At 46.0% G+C, this 18,829-nt stretch carries 13 protein-coding genes and 3 pseudogenes; 12 read left to right on the forward strand and 4 right to left on the reverse strand.

The window, feature by feature from the left end; genetic code table 11:
* The first annotated feature begins 27 nt into the window (after positions 1-27).
* Both JCM23214_RS14360 and JCM23214_RS14365 read left to right on the forward strand, forming a co-directional pair.
* The gene (locus JCM23214_RS14360) at positions 28-1,524 is read left to right on the forward strand and encodes a SulP family inorganic anion transporter (RefSeq protein ID WP_234397743.1); all 1,497 of its coding nucleotides are present in this window, start codon (positions 28-30) and stop codon (positions 1,522-1,524) included.
* Positions 1,525-1,614: 90 nt separating this feature from the next.
* Complete coding sequence (locus tag JCM23214_RS14365) at positions 1,615-2,451, forward strand: mechanosensitive ion channel family protein (RefSeq protein ID WP_199899624.1); 837 nt, start codon at positions 1,615-1,617, stop codon at positions 2,449-2,451.
* A gap of 51 nt (positions 2,452-2,502) precedes the next feature.
* Here the strand turns inward: JCM23214_RS14365 and JCM23214_RS21070 are convergent.
* From JCM23214_RS21070 to fahA, 3 genes and pseudogenes are all read right to left on the reverse strand, one after another.
* A pseudogene (locus JCM23214_RS21070) lies at positions 2,503-4,106 on the reverse strand (GMC family oxidoreductase).
* A gap of 122 nt (positions 4,107-4,228) precedes the next feature.
* Positions 4,229-4,858 carry a maleylacetoacetate isomerase gene (gene maiA, locus JCM23214_RS14375; RefSeq protein ID WP_025899551.1) on the reverse strand — a complete coding sequence of 210 codons (630 nt, stop codon included), beginning with the start codon at positions 4,856-4,858 and terminating at the stop codon, positions 4,229-4,231.
* A gap of 4 nt (positions 4,859-4,862) precedes the next feature.
* Positions 4,863-6,179, reverse strand: a complete 1,317-nt coding sequence (gene fahA, locus JCM23214_RS14380; RefSeq protein WP_025899552.1) for a fumarylacetoacetase — start codon at positions 6,177-6,179, stop codon at positions 4,863-4,865.
* Between the two features lie 182 nt (positions 6,180-6,361).
* On the opposite strand from fahA, the gene JCM23214_RS14385 reads away from it, so the two are divergent.
* From JCM23214_RS14385 to JCM23214_RS26805, 6 genes and pseudogenes are all read left to right on the forward strand, one after another.
* Positions 6,362-7,324: an MBL fold metallo-hydrolase gene (locus JCM23214_RS14385; RefSeq protein ID WP_025899553.1), complete on the forward strand. Its 963-nt coding sequence runs from the start codon at positions 6,362-6,364 to the stop codon at positions 7,322-7,324.
* Positions 7,325-7,420: 96 nt separating this feature from the next.
* Positions 7,421-8,671 (forward strand): NAD(P)/FAD-dependent oxidoreductase, encoded by a 1,251-nt coding sequence (locus JCM23214_RS14390; protein WP_025899554.1) that lies wholly within the window; start codon positions 7,421-7,423, stop codon positions 8,669-8,671.
* Positions 8,672-8,759: 88 nt separating this feature from the next.
* On the forward strand, positions 8,760-8,867 hold the full coding sequence (locus JCM23214_RS26800; RefSeq protein WP_369405909.1) for a hypothetical protein: 108 nt from the start codon (positions 8,760-8,762) through the stop codon (positions 8,865-8,867).
* The gene (locus JCM23214_RS21075; protein ID WP_199899626.1) at positions 8,836-10,788 is read left to right on the forward strand and encodes a molybdopterin-dependent oxidoreductase; all 1,953 of its coding nucleotides are present in this window, start codon (positions 8,836-8,838) and stop codon (positions 10,786-10,788) included. The genes JCM23214_RS26800 and JCM23214_RS21075 overlap by 32 nt, the downstream gene beginning before the upstream one ends.
* A gap of 15 nt (positions 10,789-10,803) precedes the next feature.
* Complete coding sequence (locus JCM23214_RS14400; RefSeq protein WP_037493622.1) at positions 10,804-11,199, forward strand: GFA family protein; 396 nt, start codon at positions 10,804-10,806, stop codon at positions 11,197-11,199.
* Between the two features lie 11 nt (positions 11,200-11,210).
* A pseudogene (locus tag JCM23214_RS26805) lies at positions 11,211-12,499 on the forward strand (glycerate kinase type-2 family protein).
* Positions 12,500-12,501: 2 nt separating this feature from the next.
* Here the strand turns inward: JCM23214_RS26805 and JCM23214_RS14410 are convergent.
* Positions 12,502-13,068, reverse strand: a complete 567-nt coding sequence (locus JCM23214_RS14410) for a helix-turn-helix domain-containing protein (RefSeq protein WP_025899556.1) — start codon at positions 13,066-13,068, stop codon at positions 12,502-12,504.
* Between the two features lie 92 nt (positions 13,069-13,160).
* Between JCM23214_RS14410 and tdh the strand changes: the two genes are divergently transcribed.
* The 4 genes and pseudogenes from tdh to JCM23214_RS14430 all read left to right on the forward strand — a co-directional run bounded on the left by tdh (position 13,161) and on the right by JCM23214_RS14430 (position 18,829).
* Positions 13,161-14,219, forward strand: coding sequence for an L-threonine 3-dehydrogenase (gene tdh / locus JCM23214_RS14415; RefSeq protein WP_025899557.1), 1,059 nt, complete (start codon positions 13,161-13,163; stop codon positions 14,217-14,219).
* Positions 14,216-15,415 (forward strand): aminotransferase class I/II-fold pyridoxal phosphate-dependent enzyme, encoded by a 1,200-nt coding sequence (locus JCM23214_RS14420; protein ID WP_025899558.1) that lies wholly within the window; start codon positions 14,216-14,218, stop codon positions 15,413-15,415. The genes tdh and JCM23214_RS14420 overlap by 4 nt, the downstream gene beginning before the upstream one ends.
* A gap of 229 nt (positions 15,416-15,644) precedes the next feature.
* Positions 15,645-17,578, forward strand: a pseudogene (locus tag JCM23214_RS21085) (serine protein kinase).
* A 9-nt stretch (positions 17,579-17,587) separates the two neighbouring features.
* On the forward strand, positions 17,588-18,829 hold the full coding sequence (locus tag JCM23214_RS14430; RefSeq protein ID WP_025899559.1) for a YeaH/YhbH family protein: 1,242 nt from the start codon (positions 17,588-17,590) through the stop codon (positions 18,827-18,829).

Raw genomic sequence — 18,829 nt, forward strand, 5'->3', positions numbered from 1 at the left:
CAGTCTCCAAGTAGTAAATTACTGCAAATGAAGACCGAACTTTTGTCAGGACTTACAGTTGCTCTTGCATTGGTTCCTGAAGCTGTTGCATTTGCTTTTGTGGCAGGCGTTCATCCATTGGTCGGGCTTTATGCCGCCTTTTTAGTGGGCTTGATAACTGCGGTGTTTGGAGGACGGCCCGGTATGATCTCAGGTGCGACGGGTGCGCTCGCAGTTGTTATGGTCAGTCTCGTTGCGCAGCATGGCGTGGAATATCTTTTCGCAACGGTAGTGCTGATGGGTATTTTACAGATCCTCGCGGGGATATTTAGACTGGGCAAGTTCATAAGGATGGTTCCGCATCCAGTGATGCTGGGTTTTGTAAACGGATTGGCTATCGTTATTTTTCTGGCGCAGTTGGGGCAATTCAAAATCGCAGACACAAACGGTGAAATGGTTTGGTTACAAGGGGCCAGCCTGTATTGGATGCTGGCTCTGATTGCGCTTACTATGGCCATCATTTGGGGAACTTCAAAGGTCACAAAAGCAATTCCTGCACCGTTGGTTGGCATTCTGGTAGTGTCATTGCTTGTGATCTGGTTTGGACTGGACGCGCGCACAGTCGGAGATATGGCGTCAATTTCTGGTGGATTGCCTAGTTTTCACATACCTTCGGTTCCTTTCACGCTGGAGACTCTTTGGATTATCTTGCCCTATTCGGTCATTCTGGCAGCAATTGGACTTATCGAAAGCCTGTTGACGCTTAATCTGGTGAGCGAACTGACTGATACGAAAGGTGGGGCTAGCCGTGAATGCCTCGCACAGGGCGCAGCAAACACGGTTACTGGATTTTTCGGTGGCATGGGTGGCTGTGCCATGATCGGTCAAAGCATGATCAACGTCACCTCAGGTGGACGCCATAGACTTTCAGGCATTTCTGCAGCTCTTTTTCTGTTGGTGTTCATTCTGTTCGGCGCTCCTCTAATTGAACGAATTCCATTGGCCGCGCTTGTCGGTGTGATGTTCATGGTGGTGATCGCCACATTTGCTTGGTCCAGTTTTCGGATTATTAATAAAATCCCCAAATCGGATGCCTTTGTTCTTGTGCTGGTATCGGCGGTAACAGTAATCAGTGATCTGGCTATTGCGGTTGTGGTCGGTGTGATTGTTTCTGCGCTCGTTTACGCATGGGAAGGTGCGAAGAAAATCCATGCACGGGTAGAGATTAATGAGCAAGGCTCAAAAGTATACCATATTGATGGCCCGCTATTTTTTGGCTCTGTGACCAGTTTCCAGGATTTGTTTGACCCAAAAAATGACCCTGACGATGTAATTGTAGATTTTGGGAATTCACGTGTTGTTGACCATTCAGGGTTGCAGGTCATCGACAGCCTCGCAGAAAAATATTCAGCAGCGGGTAAGCAGTTACATTTGCGTCATTTGAGCCAGGATTGTCTGGATTTGCTGCACAAGGCTAGAAATATGGTTGAGATATCAGTTTTGGAAGATCCTAAATATGGTGTCGCAGCGGATTACGAGAAATAGGACTATATGTGCTAGACAAATACTGTTTGCCCTGAAAAATTAGGGTAATGTAATTTTGGCAATTTTCGGTGCAGTGAGAGGGGCAATCTTATGAATTTTTTGGAAAACATGGATCTGGAAGTCGTTGCCGAGGAGCTTGTTACGGTGTTGACCACTTATGGTCTTGACGTCATTGGCGCCATCATAATTCTGATAATTGGTAATATTATTTCGAAAAGCGTGCCTAAAACCGTCTCGGCTCTACTTAATAAGCGCAATGTCGATCAAACTGTCGTGAATTTTTTGGGTAATCTAACCCGCGCTTCCATACTTATTATTACCCTGCTTTTGGTGCTTGCTCAGTTTGGTGTTCAAACTGCGAGCTTGATCGCTGTTTTAGGTGCCGCTGGTCTGGCAATCGGTCTTGCGCTGCAGGGAACTCTCTCCAACGTTGCGGGTGGAGTAATGTTGCTATTTTTCCGCCCAATCAAAATTGGTGATTTTGTTGAAGTTGCAGGCCATGGTGGCACCGTTAAAGCAGTGAACCTGTTTACTACCGAACTGGCAACAGGGGATAACGTTCAAATTATCTTACCAAATGCCAGTGTTTGGGGCAGCTCTATTAAGAATTTCAGTTTCCATCCAACACGCCGCGTCGATCTGGTTATGGGGATTGGGTATGATGACGACATGGATAAGGCCCGCGATTTGATGTTATCCCTTATTGAAGCGGATGAAAGATCGCTCAAAGATCCTGCACCAATGGTGGTGGTATCTGAGCTGGCTGATAGCTCTGTCAACTTTACCGTTCGGATATGGTGTAAGGCGAGTGACTATTGGCCACTCAAATTTGATATGACAAAAAAGATGAAGGAAGCTTTCGATCGCGAGGGTATTTCAATTCCGTACCCACAGCGGGATGTTCATCTGATAAAAGAAGACGACTAGAAGTAGCAAAGGCCCCGGATGAATATTCCGGGGCTTTTTATTTATCAATATTTACGCTGCGGTTTTTTGCAATTTTGCATCAGCTTTAATCATGTCAGAGGCTTTTTCACCGATCATGATCTTGGTGCATTGGTGTTTCCACCGATTAATGCTGGCATGATAGAGGCGTCCGCTATACGTAGGCCTTCCATTCCGCGAACTTTAAGCTCTGGGTCGACAACGGCCAAGTCATCAGTTCCCATTTTACAAGTGCCAACAGGGTGATACACTGTATCTGACTTATTTCGCAATGCATTGATGATTTCTTCATCTGAACTTAGATCCACAGGATACAAGGCTTTACCGCGATAGTTATCAAACGCGGGTGCGTGCAAAATCCGCTCCATCTCTTTTACGGCTTTTAACAGAGTTTGAAGATCTTCTTCTTCACCAAAGAAGTTTGGGTCAATCATCGGTGGCGCAAATGGGTCAGCAGAGTTCAATGCAACCTTTCCCCTGCTTTTGGGACGTAGGACACAGCAGTGGCATGAAAATCCGTACCCAAGATTGGTTTTACGGGCATGATCATCAATCATTCCAACAACGAGATGTAGCTGATAATCCGGGATGGCGAGATCTGGAGATGATTTTAAGAACGCGCCAGCTTCTGCAAACGGGGTTGTGATTATTCCTGTACGGCTTTTGCGCCACTCAGATATCCCTTTCATGATCTCAACGAGACCACCGAAAGTAATCCCTAGGGTATCTTTTGAATCTGATCTGTAGGCGGAAACGTAATCAATATGGTCCTGCAAATTTTCGCCAACACCTGGGAGTTCATGAACCACTGCAATATTGTGTTTTTTGATTTCCTCAGCGGGACCAATACCCGAAAGCAGCATTAGCTGTGGTGTTGCGAAAGCACCTCCACAAAGGATGACTTCTCTATTCGCATGAATTTCCTTTAGTTGACCGTCTTGCTGATATTGGATTCCGACAGCTCTTTTTCCTTCAGTAAGTATTTTTGTGGCAGGGGCGTTTGTCAGGACCGTCAGGTTGGGGCGGTCCAGGTTAGGGGTCAAATACCCTTTTGCAGCGCTCCAGCGTTCCCCATTCTTTTGTGTTGTCTGGTAAAATCCGACACCCTCTTGCTCTTCTCCATTAAAATCTGAATTTAAAGGAAGTTGTAACTCTGCTGCCGCATCAAGAAATACCTGACCGATTTTCTTCTTGGACCTGAGGTCTGCGACATTCAATGGGCCACCGGTTCCATGAAACTCATCGCCGCCGCGCTCATTATTTTCCGCTTTTTTAAAATAGGGCAGAACTTCCTTGTAAGACCAGCCAGCATTGCCCAGCTCCGCCCAATGATCATAATCCCATTTATGACCGCGTACATATAACATCGCATTGATGGAGCTCGATCCTCCAAGTGTTTTCCCTCTGGGTTGATAGCCCTTGCGATAGTTAAGCCCTTTTTGCGGAACTGTTTCATAGGCCCAGTTGTTAATCTTACGCGGTAACATCGCTGCAGTACCAATAGGTGCATGAATAAGGATACTTTTGTCTGGCCCGCCTGCCTCCAACAGGCAGACAGATACCGCAGGATCTTCGCTTAACCTACTGGCGACTACTGATCCACCGGATCCGCTTCCAACGACGATGTAATCATACATTGATAATGTCCTCCCATGTTAGACCTGTTATTTTGTTTTGGTCTGGCCCTTTGGAGCGGGCAACTCATGAAAGAACGGTACCTTTCTCTTTTCAATTATCCAAGTTTTAATATTAAACTGTTCTAACCTTTTTGCTTGTCTGGCGCGGCAGCGATAAAGGCATCCAAGCTATTGCAAGCTTCATAAACCGACATGATTTTCGGAAATCGTTCCATTTTTACGTCAAATCTCAGGGCGTTGAAGACTTGCGGAATGAGATAGAGGTCAGCCGTGGATAAAGCATTTCCGTTACAATAAGGGGCGGCTTTAATTTGCTGTTCAAGACATTCAAAGCCTTGAAGCACCCAATGATGGTACCACTCCATTTTTGCCTGCTCCGAAATTCCAAGCTTGCCTGTAAGGTACTTAAGGATACGCAAGTTGTTTACAGGATGGATATCGCACGCAACGACGCTGCACCACTGATTGATGGTAGCCGTCTCGTATGTGTCCGCTGGCATCAGTGGTGGTGTTGGGTGTTCATTTTCCAAAAAATTCAGAATAGCTGGTGACTGGGTTATGATCCTTCCGTCAGGAATTTTCAGCGCAGGAACAAGGCCTTGAGGATTGATTGCCTTATAGGCAGGATCATCATGTTCTGCGCTTAAAAGATTAATTGCGGTTAGTTTGTGGTCGATCTCTTTATAATTCAGAGCAATACGGACCCTGTAGGCCGCAGAAGAGCGGTAATAAGTGAATAGCTCGTAACCCATTTGATTAATCTCGAGCTGGCAAGATAGTACCGACTGAGCTGCCGAATCCGATACGGGCCGTACCCTCTCGTTCGCAATATCCAGTGATGACAATGGTGTCACCGTCCTCAAGGAAGGTTCTTTTTTCACCATTTTTCAGAACGATTGGCTCTTTACCGCCCTTGGTCAGCTCAATCATTGCGCAGGCTTGAGCAGCATCCGGACCTGACATCGTGCCTGTTGCCATCAGGTCACCAGATTGCAGATTGCAGCCCCCTGAGGCGTGATGGGTGACCATTTGAGCAACAGTCCAATAGCTGTACTTCATGTTGGATGTCGCCAATGATTGCGCTGAAATTCCCTTGCTTTTCATGTCTTCGGTCTGAATCAAAACATCCAAGTGAATGTCCAGTCCACCACTTTCACAGTTCGCTGAAGAATGTAAGTAAGGGAGCGGTTGAGGGTCTTGGGCTGGGTGCGAGAATTCGGTCCTGAACGGAGCGAGAGCCTCCATCGTTACAATCCAGGGGGACATTGTGGACGCAAAGTTTTTCGCGAGAAACGGTCCAAGTGGCTGATATTCCCATGCTTGAATATCCCGCGCTGACCAATCGTTGAACAGGCACATGCCAAACACGTGGTTTTCAGCTTCATCGATCTTTAGGCTGTGACCTAATTCTGTACCTGATCCAATTATGATGCCCATTTCCAGCTCAAAATCGAGCCGCTTGCAGGGACCAAATGTAGGTTCCGCCGCCTCTGGGGCTTTGGTTTGTCCCTTAGGTCTGGGGAAAGTCTGCCCAGATACCCCGATCGAAGATGAACGCCCATGATAGCCAATTGGAATCCATTTATAGTTGGGCAGTAAAGGATTGTCGGGGCGGAAAAGCGAGCCGATATTCGTTGCGTGATGAATTGATGCGTAAAAATCGGTATAATCCGGAATTACGCAAGGGGTGCTATATTCGGCCTCTGATTGTGGGAACAGGCAATCTTGAAGTCTGTTTTCAAACGCAGATCCAACACGGAGTGCTTTTGAGAGGGTTTGGCGAGCGGAAGACCAATTATCCTGACCGAGCGCCATGAATTCGTTTAGTTTTTCATTGCTCAAAGTACGGTTTATTTCCGTATCTGAAAAATCCAACACATTGGTTGTAATCACTTTTCTCAAATCTAGAATCTGATCACCAATTGCGACGCCAATTCGATAGTCTTCTTTTGAGTTACTTTTGCGAAAGCTGGCGAAAGGCAAATTTTGGATAGGGAAGTCTGTCTGCCCATCATTCGCAGTTAGTACCCAGCTTTTAAGAGTGGGATCATGGGTTTCATTAAGGCGTGTCATATCGGTCAAATCCTAAATAAATGAAGGAGGTCCGTAGTTTCAGATGAAATTACATTAACAGTGTCATGCGGGACTGACAATAAAATAGTTACTTTTGAAACTATATGTTGTAATCTGGTGATAAAGTTGTAGTCTGGCAGCAGATAAATCTTCGTATAATTATAAATGGATGGGTGGTGAAAATGGCAAAAAAGCCTTTTGCTTCTTCGGCGGATCTGGAAGAAAAAACTGAAACTTTAGAAATCCTGAGCGAGGGCGTTTACGCACTCACGGCTGAGGGTGACCCAAACGTTGGCGCGATTGAAGCAGAAGATTTTCTGATTGCGTTTGAAGCGCGTGCTACTCCAAAAGCTGCTCGTGACTGGCTTGAAAAATTGCGTGAGCATACCGATAAGCCAGTGAAATATCTCGTGTTGTCTCACTATCATGCGGTGCGGGTTCTGGGTGCGAGCGCATTTGAAGCTGAAACAATCATTACGCATGATAAGACCCGGTATCTGATCGAGGAACGTGGCAAACAGGATTGGGATAGTGAATATGGGAGAATGCCCCGATTGTTTAAGGAACCTGAAGGTATTCCAGGGCTTACACACCCAGATATCACCTTTAACGACCGAGTATCTATTCCGCTGGGTGGTGATCGGGGAGAGTTGATCCTTGAATATTGCGGTCGTGGGCACACGGCGGGAGACATTGTCGCATGGTTGCCAAAGCAGAAAATATTGTTTGCTGGTGACCTGGTAGAGGCCGCTGCAGCACTTTATACAGGTGATGCGTTCCATTTCGATTGGGCGAGCGATACATTGGATAAAGTTAAATCCTATGAAGCGGAAATCCTTATAGGAGGAAGAGGCGCTGTTGCACGAGGACGCAGTGAAGTTGACGCTGCTATTGAGCAGACGCGCGGTTTTCTGAAGGGAATGATTGAAAAAGTCGGAGAAGTTCATAAGCGTGGCGGCACCGTGAAAGAGGCTTTTCTGGCAACACACGAACATTTGGCCCCTAAATTTGGCATGTGGCCAATTTTTGAACATTGTTTGCCGTTTGATGTGCAACGGCTTTGGGATGAATTTGATGGAATTGATTGGCCTCGTATCTGGACGGACGAGCGCGATCAGGAAGTTTGGGATAAGCTTCAGGACTAAAAATCTAATTAAAGCCACCATATGGTGGCTTTTTTTATGAGATTTCGTAACTATTTAAGCTACAACTGACAAATAAAATTGGCAGGGAAGCAAATAATGGCGGCAAATCAAAATAAAACAGCAATTGTAGTGGGCGCTGGTATTGTGGGGGTATCAAGTGCCTACATGCTCCAGAAAGCAGGGTTTTCTGTAACGTTGGTTGACAGGGTGGGGCCGTGCTCAGGAACGTCATATGGTAATGCTGGGGCAATTGTCGTTGATGGATGTGTACCAAATTCCATGCCGGGGATTTTAAAAGATATTCCTTCGATGCTGTTTGATGCGACTGGCCCTCTTACGGTGCGCTGGTCTCATTTGGCGAAAGCAACTCCATGGTTGCTTCGATTTATGATGGAAGCTCGCGAAGAAAGAGTGCGGCATAACGCAAAATTCCTGTATCAGATTACGAAACATGCGGGGCGCGACTGGTCACGACTTATGAAAAGCCTGAAGCTTGACGATCTGATGAAAGATGTTGGGTGGCTCAAGGTTTATGAAAGCGACGAAGGTTTTGCTCAGACCTTGGAGGCGCGTGAATTAATGTCTGAAGTCGGCTGTCCTTTTGACATACTTGATGCGACCGATATTCAGGATCTGGAGCCGAATTTAAATGCTATATTCAAGCATGGGATCTTTCAGAAGAAATCACGTTTTTTGCTTAATCCCGAAAAAGTTGTTCACGGAATTGCCGATGCTTTCAAACATATCGGGGGGCAGATAGAAATCGCTGAAATTTCCACAGTATCTGAAATGGAAGCTGGTGTTGTCGCCAAGGGTAATGGCAAGGAGTTCAAGGCAGATAAGCTAGTCATCGCGGCGGGTGCATGGTCTAAAATTTTGGCTGATCAGTTTGGGGCGAATGTACTTCTGGATGCGGAACGTGGATATCACATGATGTTACCGGCCTTGGAAGATAAAACGATTTCAAGGCCTATAGTTTATGGTGAAAAGTCATTCGTTCTTGCTCCAATGGAACGAGGTATTCGAATGACCAGTCAGGTGGAAATTGCTGGACTTGAACGGGGACCAGATTTTCGGCGAATTCGAAAACTTTTACCGTTGGCCAAGCGCATGCTTCCAACGCTCAATACGCAAGAGCAGGATGTCTGGCTCGGCCATCGTCCCTCAACACCTGACTCGTTGCCGATTATCGGATGTTCTCCCAAGAGTAAAAATGTAATTTTTGCGTTTGGTCACCAGCATTATGGGATGACAATGGGGCCAACGACAGCGCGTATTGTGAGGGATATTGCACTTGGTAAAGAAGATACTATTGAGCTTTGGCCATATCGAGCAGACAGATTTTAAATTGGTACCTTTCGAATGTGCTCTGTGGTACTTTTGCAGGAGCCAATGATTGATCATATTGTTCTCATAAGAAATAATGAGGACAATGATGCTTCAAGAACGCCCAAGTGTATGTACACTAGATTGCCCCGATACCTGTAGCTTGGCGGTTACCGTCCGCGATAATGAGATTGTCAAGTCCGTGGTCAAAGGCTAATCCACTAACAAATGGTGTTATTTGCAACAAAGTGGCGCGTTATTATCCGGAGTTTGTTCATGCAGCCGGACGCCTTAAGACACCCTTGCGTCGTACTGGCCCCAAGGGGAGTGATGAATTCGAAGCCATTTCCTGGGATGAAGCATTGGATGCGATTGTTCATAACTTTCAATCGATCATAAACGAGTTTGGACCGCAAGCTATTCTGCCACTGAATTATGCCGGACCACACGGTATGTTGGCGGGCGGTTCCATGGATTTGAGATTTTTCCATAAACTCGGTGCTACTCTTTTAGCGCGTCGTCCTATGTGTGGTGGCGTTAAAGGCGAAGCGTATATGGGCACATTTGGGGCCATGCCAGCAATGCAACCGGAGCAGGTCGTACATTCCAAGCTGATTATTGTATGGGGAAACAACGTCACATTTTCCAATCTGCATTTGGCACCATTAATCAAAAAAGCCAGGACGGAAGGTGCCAAGCTCGTAGTTATCGATCCCAAACGTGTGAAAATAGCGGAACAGGCGGACATGTATCTGCCTGTCAATCCGGGAACGGATGTTATTCTTGCATTTGCAATAGCTAACGAACTTAAGAGGTTGGGGGCCTTTGACCAGTCATTTATTCGGGATCATGTAGTAGGAGCGACGGAGTTCATAGCTGAAGCCAGCAAGTATTCACTTTCTGAAGCTTCTCGGATTTGCGGTGTAAGTGAAGATCAGATCTGCGAGCTTGCAAAGCTATATAAGGAAATTTCACCGGCAGTAATCTGTGCAGGGAATGGGCTCGAGCGTAATCGAAATGGTGGAAACGGTCTGAGAGCTATATTTGCACTCCCGGCGCTTGCAAATAAATTTGGTGTGATTGGTGGTGGCCTTATGGGGGGAGCCGGCAATCTGTTCCCAAAAACCTCTGCAAAATTGACACGTCCGGATCTGGTTCCAGAAGGAACGAGGACCTTGAATATTCTCGATGTGGGTCAGCATCTGGCAAAGGATGATTTGGAGATCCCAATTAAAGGAGTGTTTATTTATAATCACAATCCGGTAATTGTGGCGCCAGATCAAAACCAGATGAAAAAAGGTATGTCTCGCGAGGACATTTTCGTTGTCGGCTGTGATGTCACTATGACAGACAGTATGCGTTTTGCAGATATCATATTGCCTGCGTGCAGTCATTTTGAGCATGACGACATATATTGTGCCTATGGGCAGCCATATGTTCAGCGGGCCGAGGCTGTGATACCGCGTGTGGGTCAATCATTGCCGAATACGGAAATCTTTAGAAGATTATCCAGTCGATTTGGCTTTGATGACGAGATTTTTAAAGTATCCGATCTGGAACTGATGGATGACGCGCTTGATCCTATGGATGCACGGTTTAAAGGTACAAAGCCAAGTGAATTGCCAGTTGGGCAAGCCTTTTCCATGGAAGGTGATCTGGAGCCAACAATTCCATTTAAGAATACGTTCCCTGCGACCGCATCAGGAAAGATTGAGCTGGTTTCAGACTATTTAAGGGATAAATATGACCATGCGGTGCCAACATATAAGCCGAATGAAGCGCTATATGAATTGACATTGATTACCCCTTCTTCAAATAAAATGATTACGTCAACATTTGGTGGTGTTTCTGCCAATCAGACAGCACCGTTCCTGGAAATGAATCCACGTGATGCTTCAACCCGTGGACTGTCTGATGGGGATGAAGTCCGTGTTTATAATCAATTGGGCGAGGTTTTCTTGCCATTGAAAATAACCGACGATGTGCGTCCGGGTGTTGTGTACTCTCCAAAAGGTTCGTGGTTCTCGACGACACGCAATAACCAGACTGTCTCCGCTCTCGCGCCAACAACTAAAGCTGACCTTTGCGAAGGTGCCTGTTACAATGATGCAAAGGTTGAAGTAGAGCTGATGAATTGATGGCGGGGTAGCTTGATGCAGAACATGTCAACGGGCGGTTGCCTGTGCGGAGGAGTACGTTTTGAAGTCAGGGGTAAGATCAGAGACGTGATAAACTGTCACTGTAAGATCTGCCGAGTTTTTCACGGTGATCAGGTAGGCTGTACGTCAGCGTCAGTTAAAGATCTTGTTTTTACGTCGGAGCGAACGCTGAAATGGTATCACTCCACAGATTTTGCCAAGCGAGGGTTCTGTGAAAATTGTGGGGCCAGCATGCTGTTCTGGGACAAGAATAACCCAGAGGCGATGGGCATTGCCATCGGCTGCATGGATGAGCCGACAGGTGTAAAAGTTGTTCAGCATATTTACGTTGCCTCAGCGGGCGATTATTATGAGATTAACGATGATTTACCAAAATTGGCAGAAGAATAGTCTAGGGCTCAATGCAAAACGAAACCATCTCTCCGTCTGACATTCTGGCCAGTTTGTTTAGCTCTGCCATTAGTGCTGCATATCCCAACATTGATAAAATGCCACTTCCCGACCCGGTTGTTGGTCGAACTCTGGTGGTTGGTGCGGGTAAAGCAGCGGCTTCCATGGCAGCTGTTGTGGATGAAAACTGGAATGGCGGCGAATTAGAAGGCTTGGTCGTCACCCGATACGCTCACGGTCTTGATTTGAATAGAATTCAGGTGGTTGAAGCGGGGCACCCGGTTCCAGATGAGGCCGGGCAAAAGGCTGCCGCTCAAATTTTGCAGAAGGTAAAAGAGCTAGGTGAAGATGATCAACTGATTGTTCTTATCTCTGGCGGCGGATCATCTTTACTTTCTTTGCCGGCTGAGGGCGTTAGCTGCAGAGTAAAAAAGCAATTAATACAGCTTTGTTAAAGTCAGGTGCGAATATTTCGGAAATCAATACAGTCCGGAAAAAGCTTTCCGCGATAAAGGGAGGGCGTCTGGCTGTGGCGGCCTACCCTGCCAAAATAACCACATACATGATATCGGATGTTCCTGGGGACGATCCGTCAATAATCGCTTCCGGACCAACAGTTGCAGACTTAAGCACGGTTGAAAACGCCAAACGTATATTGGAAAAATACGCGATTGACGTTCCTGAAGATGTCTCACTCCATCTTGATAGTCAGGAGGCCATACCACCTTCAGCAGAGCATCCTGCTTTCAGGAATTGTCAGAATTTTATGATGGCTGTTCCGCAGGATGCTCTACAGGCTGCAGCAGCCACAGCAAGGGACTATGGTCTGGAGCCTGTGATATTGGGTGACAGCATTGAGGGTGAGGCTGCAGATGTGGCAAAAGTATTGGCAGGCATTACGAAGCAGGTCATCGATTACGATCAACCGGCCCCCAAACCGTGCGTCTTGTTATCTGGCGGTGAGACAACTGTGACTGTTAGCAGCAGTGCTGGTTCACTGGGCCGAGGAGGGCGGAATGCAGAATTTCTTCTCGCGTTCGCCGAGGCCTTGGGATCTGCTCAATCGGTTTTTGCATTGGCAGTAGATACAGATGGCATAGATGGAACGGAAGATAATGCTGGCGCCATTCTTTATCCCGATAGTTGGCAGAGAGCCGAAGATCTCGGACTCTCCATGTCGGAATATTTATCCCGCCATGATGCTTACGGTTTTTTTGAAAAGTTGGGTGATTTGGTGATTACAGGTCCAACACGCACCAATGTGAACGATTTTAGGGCTATTCTGGTTTTACCAGACTAGTTTTATTCCATCATCATCACCAAAAGTGCGCGCACCTCTTTTTTGGTTTTATTTTGGATGGAGTGGGGTTGGTCGGCTCCATATCTTGCTGTTTCTCCGGAGCGAACCAGACCAGTTTCTTCGCCTGTCGTCACGACCACTTCTCCCTCGAGAACGGTTAGATGTTCTTTGGTTCTTGCCGGATGAGGCTCAGAATTAAGAATACCACCTGGTTTTAATTTCAGCTCGTACCATTCAATGGAATTGACCAGATCCGCTGGGCTTAACACTGTCAACGTGTAGCTGCCGTTTGGATCGTGCAGAATTGGAATTGAAGAACCACCCACAATGTTGAGACTCGCTGTACCTTCTTCACCACGGATAAGATCATCAATCGTTTGCCCTAAAGCGTCAGCAAGCCGCCAAACAATTGCAAGAGTAGGATTTGTTTCATTCCGCTCTATCTGTGACAGCATGGACTTGGAAACACCACACTGACTGGCAAGTTGATCGAGTGTTAGCTGTTTCTCTTTTCTTAGCCGGTTGACGGTTTTTCCAACGGTAGGGGTCGCGAATTGTTTTTCAGTCATGTTTCCTGTTGACAGGATAAAAATCCAATATATTGTACAAAATGTAAATCCATTATATCGGAATTTTTTCCATTTACTAGTGAGAAAGCAAAATGTTTACGATTGCCAAAGCAAAAGCCGAAAAAGGAATATGGTCCGTTGATCATCCTGCCCTGCAAAAACCGGGGCGTGGCATGGTAATGGTAGACGTTAGTGCCGCCGGGATATGTGGAACAGATCACCATATTTACAAATGGGACAGTTGGTCATCAGCCCGCATTAAAACACCAATGACCATCGGACATGAATTCGTTGGTGTGATTTCTGACATTGGCGAAGAAGTTGAGGGATACCAGATCGGTGACAGAGTGTCGGCCGAATGCCATATTGCCTGTGGAAACTGCGCGTTATGTCGAACCGGAAATGCGCACATATGTGAAAAGACAGAAATTATTGGTGTGGATCGTGAAGGCGCGTTTGCTGAAAAGGTAATCGTGCCAGCCTGTAACCTGTGGCGGGTCCCGGAAGTCATTCCTGATCGGCAGGCCGCCGTGTTTGATCCGGTGGGAAATGCGATGCATATGGTTACAACAGCTAAAGTTACATCAAAAGATGTTCTTATCGTCGGAGGTGGACCTATTGGCCTTTTTGCAGCTGCAATCGCCAAAGCTCACGGAGCGCGAACTGTATCTGTGCAAGAACCCAACCAGGCACGTGCTGCAATTGCCTCTACACTTGATCTGGATTTGGTCTTGAACCCGAGGCATGAGGAAAGTCGTTCTAAATTGTTAGATTTAACAAATGGCCGCGGTCCGGATGTTGTGCTTGAGGTGAGTGGGAACGGAAGGGCTTTGAGCGAAGCGCTTGAGATTGCGGCGCCAGGTGCAACGGTCGCCTTACTGGGAATTCCTGGTGGACCTGTCGAGCTGGATTTGGGTGGTAAGGTTGTAATGAAGGGGATTAGTCTGCTTGGAGTGACAGGTCGTCGGATGTTTGAAACCTGGTTTCAGGTCGAAGCCTTTATGCTGAAAAATCCGGAACTGATCGACAAGGTCATAACACATATTCTGCCTGCGAGAGAGTTTCAAAAGGGCTTTGAGTTAATGGAAGAGGGCGCGTGCGGCAAAGTTGTCCTTGATTTTAAAACCCTTCAAGGAGGATCAATACAGTGAGTACACAATTGTTTCAGCGGCTTCAGCAGAATTTGACCGATTTGGAAAAACAGGGAACCTACAAATATCTAAAATCTATTGAAGGACCTATAGGCGCCAAAATCAAGCTTGAAGGGCGCAATGATATTTCTCTCTTGTCTTCGAATGATTACCTTGGGCTTGCAAACCATCCTCAAGTCGTTAAGGCGGCGCAAGAAGCGTTAAGAAGGTACGGCGCCAGTACGGCTTCAGTGCGTTTTATATGCGGTACGCAGGATATTCACAGGCGACTTGAAGAAGCACTGGCAGGTCTTCATAAATGCGAAGCAGCTCTCACATATTCGTCCTGCTGGGCAGCTAATACAGGCTTGTTTTCCGCGATTTGCGAAGGTGGTGATGTAATTCTGTCTGATGAATTGAATCACGCGAGCCTGATAGATGGCATCAGGGCGACCAATAAATCTGTTACTCGCGAAGTATATCGTCACTCGGATATGTCACATCTGGAGAGGTTGTTAAAGCAATACAGCGCTGCCGCTTCCAGAATTATTGTAACTGACGGCGTTTTCTCCATGGAAGGGGATATCGCACCGCTTGATCAAATTGTGCGGTTAGCAAAGAAATATGATGCGATTATTGTACTTGACGACTCGCATGGTTTGGGTGTTTTGGGACAGACAGGCCTCGGTGTGGCCGAGCACTTCGGTGTATTGGAAGATATAAATATCTTTACAGGAACGCTTGGCAAGGCATTAGGTGCCGGAACCGGTGGATTTGTAGCCGGTCCGAAATCCGTTACCGAAACCCTGGTTCAGAAATCCCGGCCACACTTGTTTTCAAATGCACTCCCACCTTCAGTCGCTGCGGCTGCGTGCAAATCAATAGAGCTCTTGAATTCCAATCCGAAGTGGGTAACACAAACCCAAGAGAAAGCGCGATGGTTTAGATGTTATTTAAAAGAATTGGGTCTATCACCACTGGAAGGAGAGAGTGCAATCGTACCGGTTATTCTGGGGGAGACTTCTGTAGCAATCAGAGTAGCGGCTAAGCTTTTGAATAAGGGGATATTTGTGACAGGCTTTGGATTTCCAGTTGTACCGGAAGGTGAAGCGCGACTTAGATTTCAAATCTCCAGAGCGCATACCCAGGCGCAACTGGAAGAAGCTGCAAATCTCTTAAGAACTTGCCTGACTGAAGAAGGAATACTGCAGAGTTAGTCACTGAAAATCCTGATTGAAATTTTTCAGTTTTGGCTACTGCATAATTTTATTTAGAAAATTTTGTGAACACTAATGTTGTTTAAAAAACAATAAATTATGTGCTGAAAATTGTGATTATTCATGAATATATTTACTTGATTAAAAACTAATCTACACCACTTCGTTAACAGTATGATTAGCCTTGCCTGATTGTGAGGATGGGTTGTCACAGGACGGAGTGATTTAGATGACCAGAAAAAAAGAAGATTTTGGGGAGATCATAAAAAAAGACCATGCAGAGAGAAAAAATTTAACCTGGAGCGGGTCTTTCCTTGAATATCTTGAGCTAGTAAGAGAAAAGCCGGAAATCTACGCATTGGCGCACCGGCATATGTATGACCTTATCTCTGAGGCGGGAATAATACCAGCCGACGAAGTGGATGGTAGTGCCAGAAGTCTCAAACTATGGGGAGATACACCGCCCAAGGTCTACAAATTTTTCAATGATGAATTTTTTGGTGTGGAAACGGCACTTGAAAAGATTGTTCGGTATTTTCATGCCGCCGCGATGAAAGGGGAAGAAAGTCGGCAGGTGCTCTATTTGATGGGGCCGGTTGGCGCGGGTAAAAGTTCAATTTCAGAACATCTAAAACGTAAATTGACCGAGGCTCCTCCTATTTACGTGATTGATGGCTGTCCCATACGAGAAGAGCCGCTGCATCTTATTCCTAGGCCGCTGCGCGAAAAATTTAATGAAATGCTTGATATACAGATTGAGGGTGAATTGTGCCCTGTCTGCCGTTATCGCCTTGAGCATGAATTCGAAGGTAAATATGAGCGATTTCCAGTAACCACCACCACATTTTCCCGTATGCATCGACGTGGTATTGCTGTTGTGCCGCCTGTTGATCCAAACAATCAGGATACGTCCGTTCTGATTGGTTCAGAAGATATTTCCAAACTTGATCAATATTCTGAAGGTGACCCTCGGGTTTTAGATTTAAACGGTGCTTTTAATGCAGGAAATCGCGGAATAGTCGAGTTTATTGAAGTATTCAAAAATGAAACTGAATACTTGCATTCTATCATCACTGCCACTCAGGAAAAGTTTGTGCCCGCACCGGGTCGCCATGGAACCATTTATGTGGATAGCGTAATTCTCGCGCATTCCAATGAGGCTGAATGGAGACGCTTCAAGGCCGATCATACGAATGAAGCAATTCTTGATCGGATCGTAACCGTTAAGGTGCCATACAATTTACGCTTGAACGAAGAAGTAAAAATTTATCAGAAGATGCTGTCTCGTTCCGGTTTTAAATCTCATATCGCGCCTCACACACTGGAAGTTGCAGCGATGTTTGCCGTAATGAGCAGGCTTGAAAAATCTCCAAAATGCGACGTGGTTACCAAGATGCGTCTTTATAATGGAGAGGATGTCGTTGAGAAGGGGCGAACAAAGAAAATCGACATACAAGAACTGAAAGAAGACGCCACGAATGAAGGTATGTCCGGTATTTCACCGCGATTTATTATGAAAGCGATCGATACTGCGCTTACTGATAATCCAGACGGCATTACGCTATTCACATTCGTGATGTCATGATCAAGATGGTTAAAGAGATGGAATTTGCCGATGATGTACGCAAATATTATCTCGAGCTGCTGCAGGATACGATCCATAAGGCATATCTTGAAATACTGGAAAAAGAAATAACCAAAGCGTTCGTCTATGCATATGAAGAACAGGCGGAGACCCTTTTCCAGAATTATCTCGATCATGCTGAGGCATATGTAAATAAAACTACGCTTAAGGATCGAAATTCAAGTGATGAAATGGAACCCGACGAGGACTTCCTTAAAAACATTGAGGAGCAAATTGCTATAATCGGGTCTTCTGTCGACGGTTTCAGGCAGGAAGTGATTTCGTACTTATGGGCGATCGGCCGCCGAGGCAAGAAAGTTGACTACAAAAGCTATGATCCACTCCGAGAAGCCATCGAGAAAAAATTGATGGAATCTGTTCGCGACATAAGTCGCATCATCACCAAAGCAAGGACACGTGATGAAGAACAGCAGGAGAAATTTGGCTCTTTGGTCGAGAATATGCTGGAACGCGGATATACAGAATATTCTGCAGATGTCGTTCTAAAATATGCGGCCAATCACCTTTGGAAGGATTAGGAGGAGAAAATGGGTGCAGTATTTCGCCCGTATTCCCCTTCGGATAGCCTGCAATCTGATCGTACTTCTGGTGACCGTCAAAGGCATAAGGAAAAATTACGAGAGGTCCTGAAGGGAAATATCGCGGACGTCATTTCCGAACAGTCCATCATTGGTCGAGATTCCGACCAGATTATTAAAGTGCCGATAAAGGGGATTAAAGAGTATCGTTTTATTTATGGGCAGAACCAGCCCCGAGTTGCGCAAGGAAATGGCGGAACCGAAGAAGGGCAGGTTGTTGGAAAGGCGGGGCAAGAACAGGGGGATGGCGGTGACGGTAAGGCAGGTAATTCGCCCGGGGAGGATTACTATGAAACAGATGTCACATTAGAAGAGCTTATTGATTTGATGTTTGAGGATCTGGAACTTCCAGATCTGGAGAGCAAGCCACTTCGGGCGATAGAAGCTGAGTATACGCATAAGCGCAGCGGAACCAAACGGGTTGGAATTCGTGCGCATCTGGACAAAAAAAGAACCGCGAAAAGTCGACTTAGGCGTAAATTTGTTCAGGAAAAAATTGATAATGCCCGTCAGCCACTGGAAGAGATCAAGGAAACAGGGGAAGAAGAAAACCGTTTTCCCTTTAATCAGCGAGATTTTCGTTATCATCGTCATAAGCCTGATATTCGCTACGAGTCAAATGCGGTAGTTGTTTGCATTATGGACACGTCCGGGTCCATGAATGTTATGAAAAAATATTTGGCACGCAGTTTCTTTTTCCTTCTGTATCAGTTTGTCAGGCTCAAATATCAACAAACAGAACTGGTATTTATCGCGCATGATACTATTGCCCGCGAAGTGAATGAGGATGATTTCTTTCACAGAGGTGAGTCCGGCGGAACAATGATATCTTCAGGGTATCAGAAAGCGCTTGAAGTAATAAATGATAGATATGATCCAACTCTTTGGAATGTTTATGCATTCCATTGTTCCGATGGGGATAACTTTCAGGAAGATATTCCAAGGACCATGGAGTTTGCAAAAAAGCTGAGTGAGGTATGTAATCTTTTTGGATATGGAGAAATCAAACCGGAAGGTACGGTGGCGTGGGGTACGCCAATGCTTGAAAAGTTTGATGATTTTGAGGCAGAAAATTTCACGACTGTTTGCATAACAGGTAAAGCTGACATTTGGCCCAAATTCAAAGCTTTCCTTCAAAAAGAGCGGGAGCGAAGTACTACCATACATGCTGATCCAGAGAGCTGGGGGTAA

The sequence above is a fragment of the Sneathiella glossodoripedis JCM 23214 genome (assembly GCF_000616095.1).
Taxonomy (GTDB): Bacteria; Pseudomonadota; Alphaproteobacteria; order Sneathiellales; family Sneathiellaceae; genus Sneathiella; species Sneathiella glossodoripedis.

What these genes read in the sequence shown, in the direction of transcription:
- fahA (WP_025899552.1), bottom strand. Translation starts at nt 6,179, where the DNA reads ATGACACGCCTTAATGAAACCCATGATCCCACTCTTAAAAGCTGGGTA.
- JCM23214_RS26800 (WP_369405909.1), top strand. Translation starts at nt 8,760, where the DNA reads ATGCTTCAAGAACGCCCAAGTGTATGTACACTAGATTGCCCCGATACC.
- JCM23214_RS14410 (WP_025899556.1), bottom strand. Translation starts at nt 13,068, where the DNA reads ATGACTGAAAAACAATTCGCGACCCCTACCGTTGGAAAAACCGTCAAC.
- JCM23214_RS14360 (WP_234397743.1), top strand. Translation starts at nt 28, where the DNA reads ATGAAGACCGAACTTTTGTCAGGACTTACAGTTGCTCTTGCATTGGTT.
- JCM23214_RS14430 (WP_025899559.1), top strand. Translation starts at nt 17,588, where the DNA reads ATGGGTGCAGTATTTCGCCCGTATTCCCCTTCGGATAGCCTGCAATCT.
- tdh (WP_025899557.1), top strand. Translation starts at nt 13,161, where the DNA reads ATGTTTACGATTGCCAAAGCAAAAGCCGAAAAAGGAATATGGTCCGTT.
- JCM23214_RS14385 (WP_025899553.1), top strand. Translation starts at nt 6,362, where the DNA reads ATGGCAAAAAAGCCTTTTGCTTCTTCGGCGGATCTGGAAGAAAAAACT.
- JCM23214_RS14365 (WP_199899624.1), top strand. Translation starts at nt 1,615, where the DNA reads ATGAATTTTTTGGAAAACATGGATCTGGAAGTCGTTGCCGAGGAGCTT.
- JCM23214_RS21075 (WP_199899626.1), top strand. Translation starts at nt 8,836, where the DNA reads ATGAGATTGTCAAGTCCGTGGTCAAAGGCTAATCCACTAACAAATGGT.
- maiA (WP_025899551.1), bottom strand. Translation starts at nt 4,858, where the DNA reads ATGGGTTACGAGCTATTCACTTATTACCGCTCTTCTGCGGCCTACAGG.
- JCM23214_RS14390 (WP_025899554.1), top strand. Translation starts at nt 7,421, where the DNA reads ATGGCGGCAAATCAAAATAAAACAGCAATTGTAGTGGGCGCTGGTATT.
- JCM23214_RS14400 (WP_037493622.1), top strand. Translation starts at nt 10,804, where the DNA reads ATGCAGAACATGTCAACGGGCGGTTGCCTGTGCGGAGGAGTACGTTTT.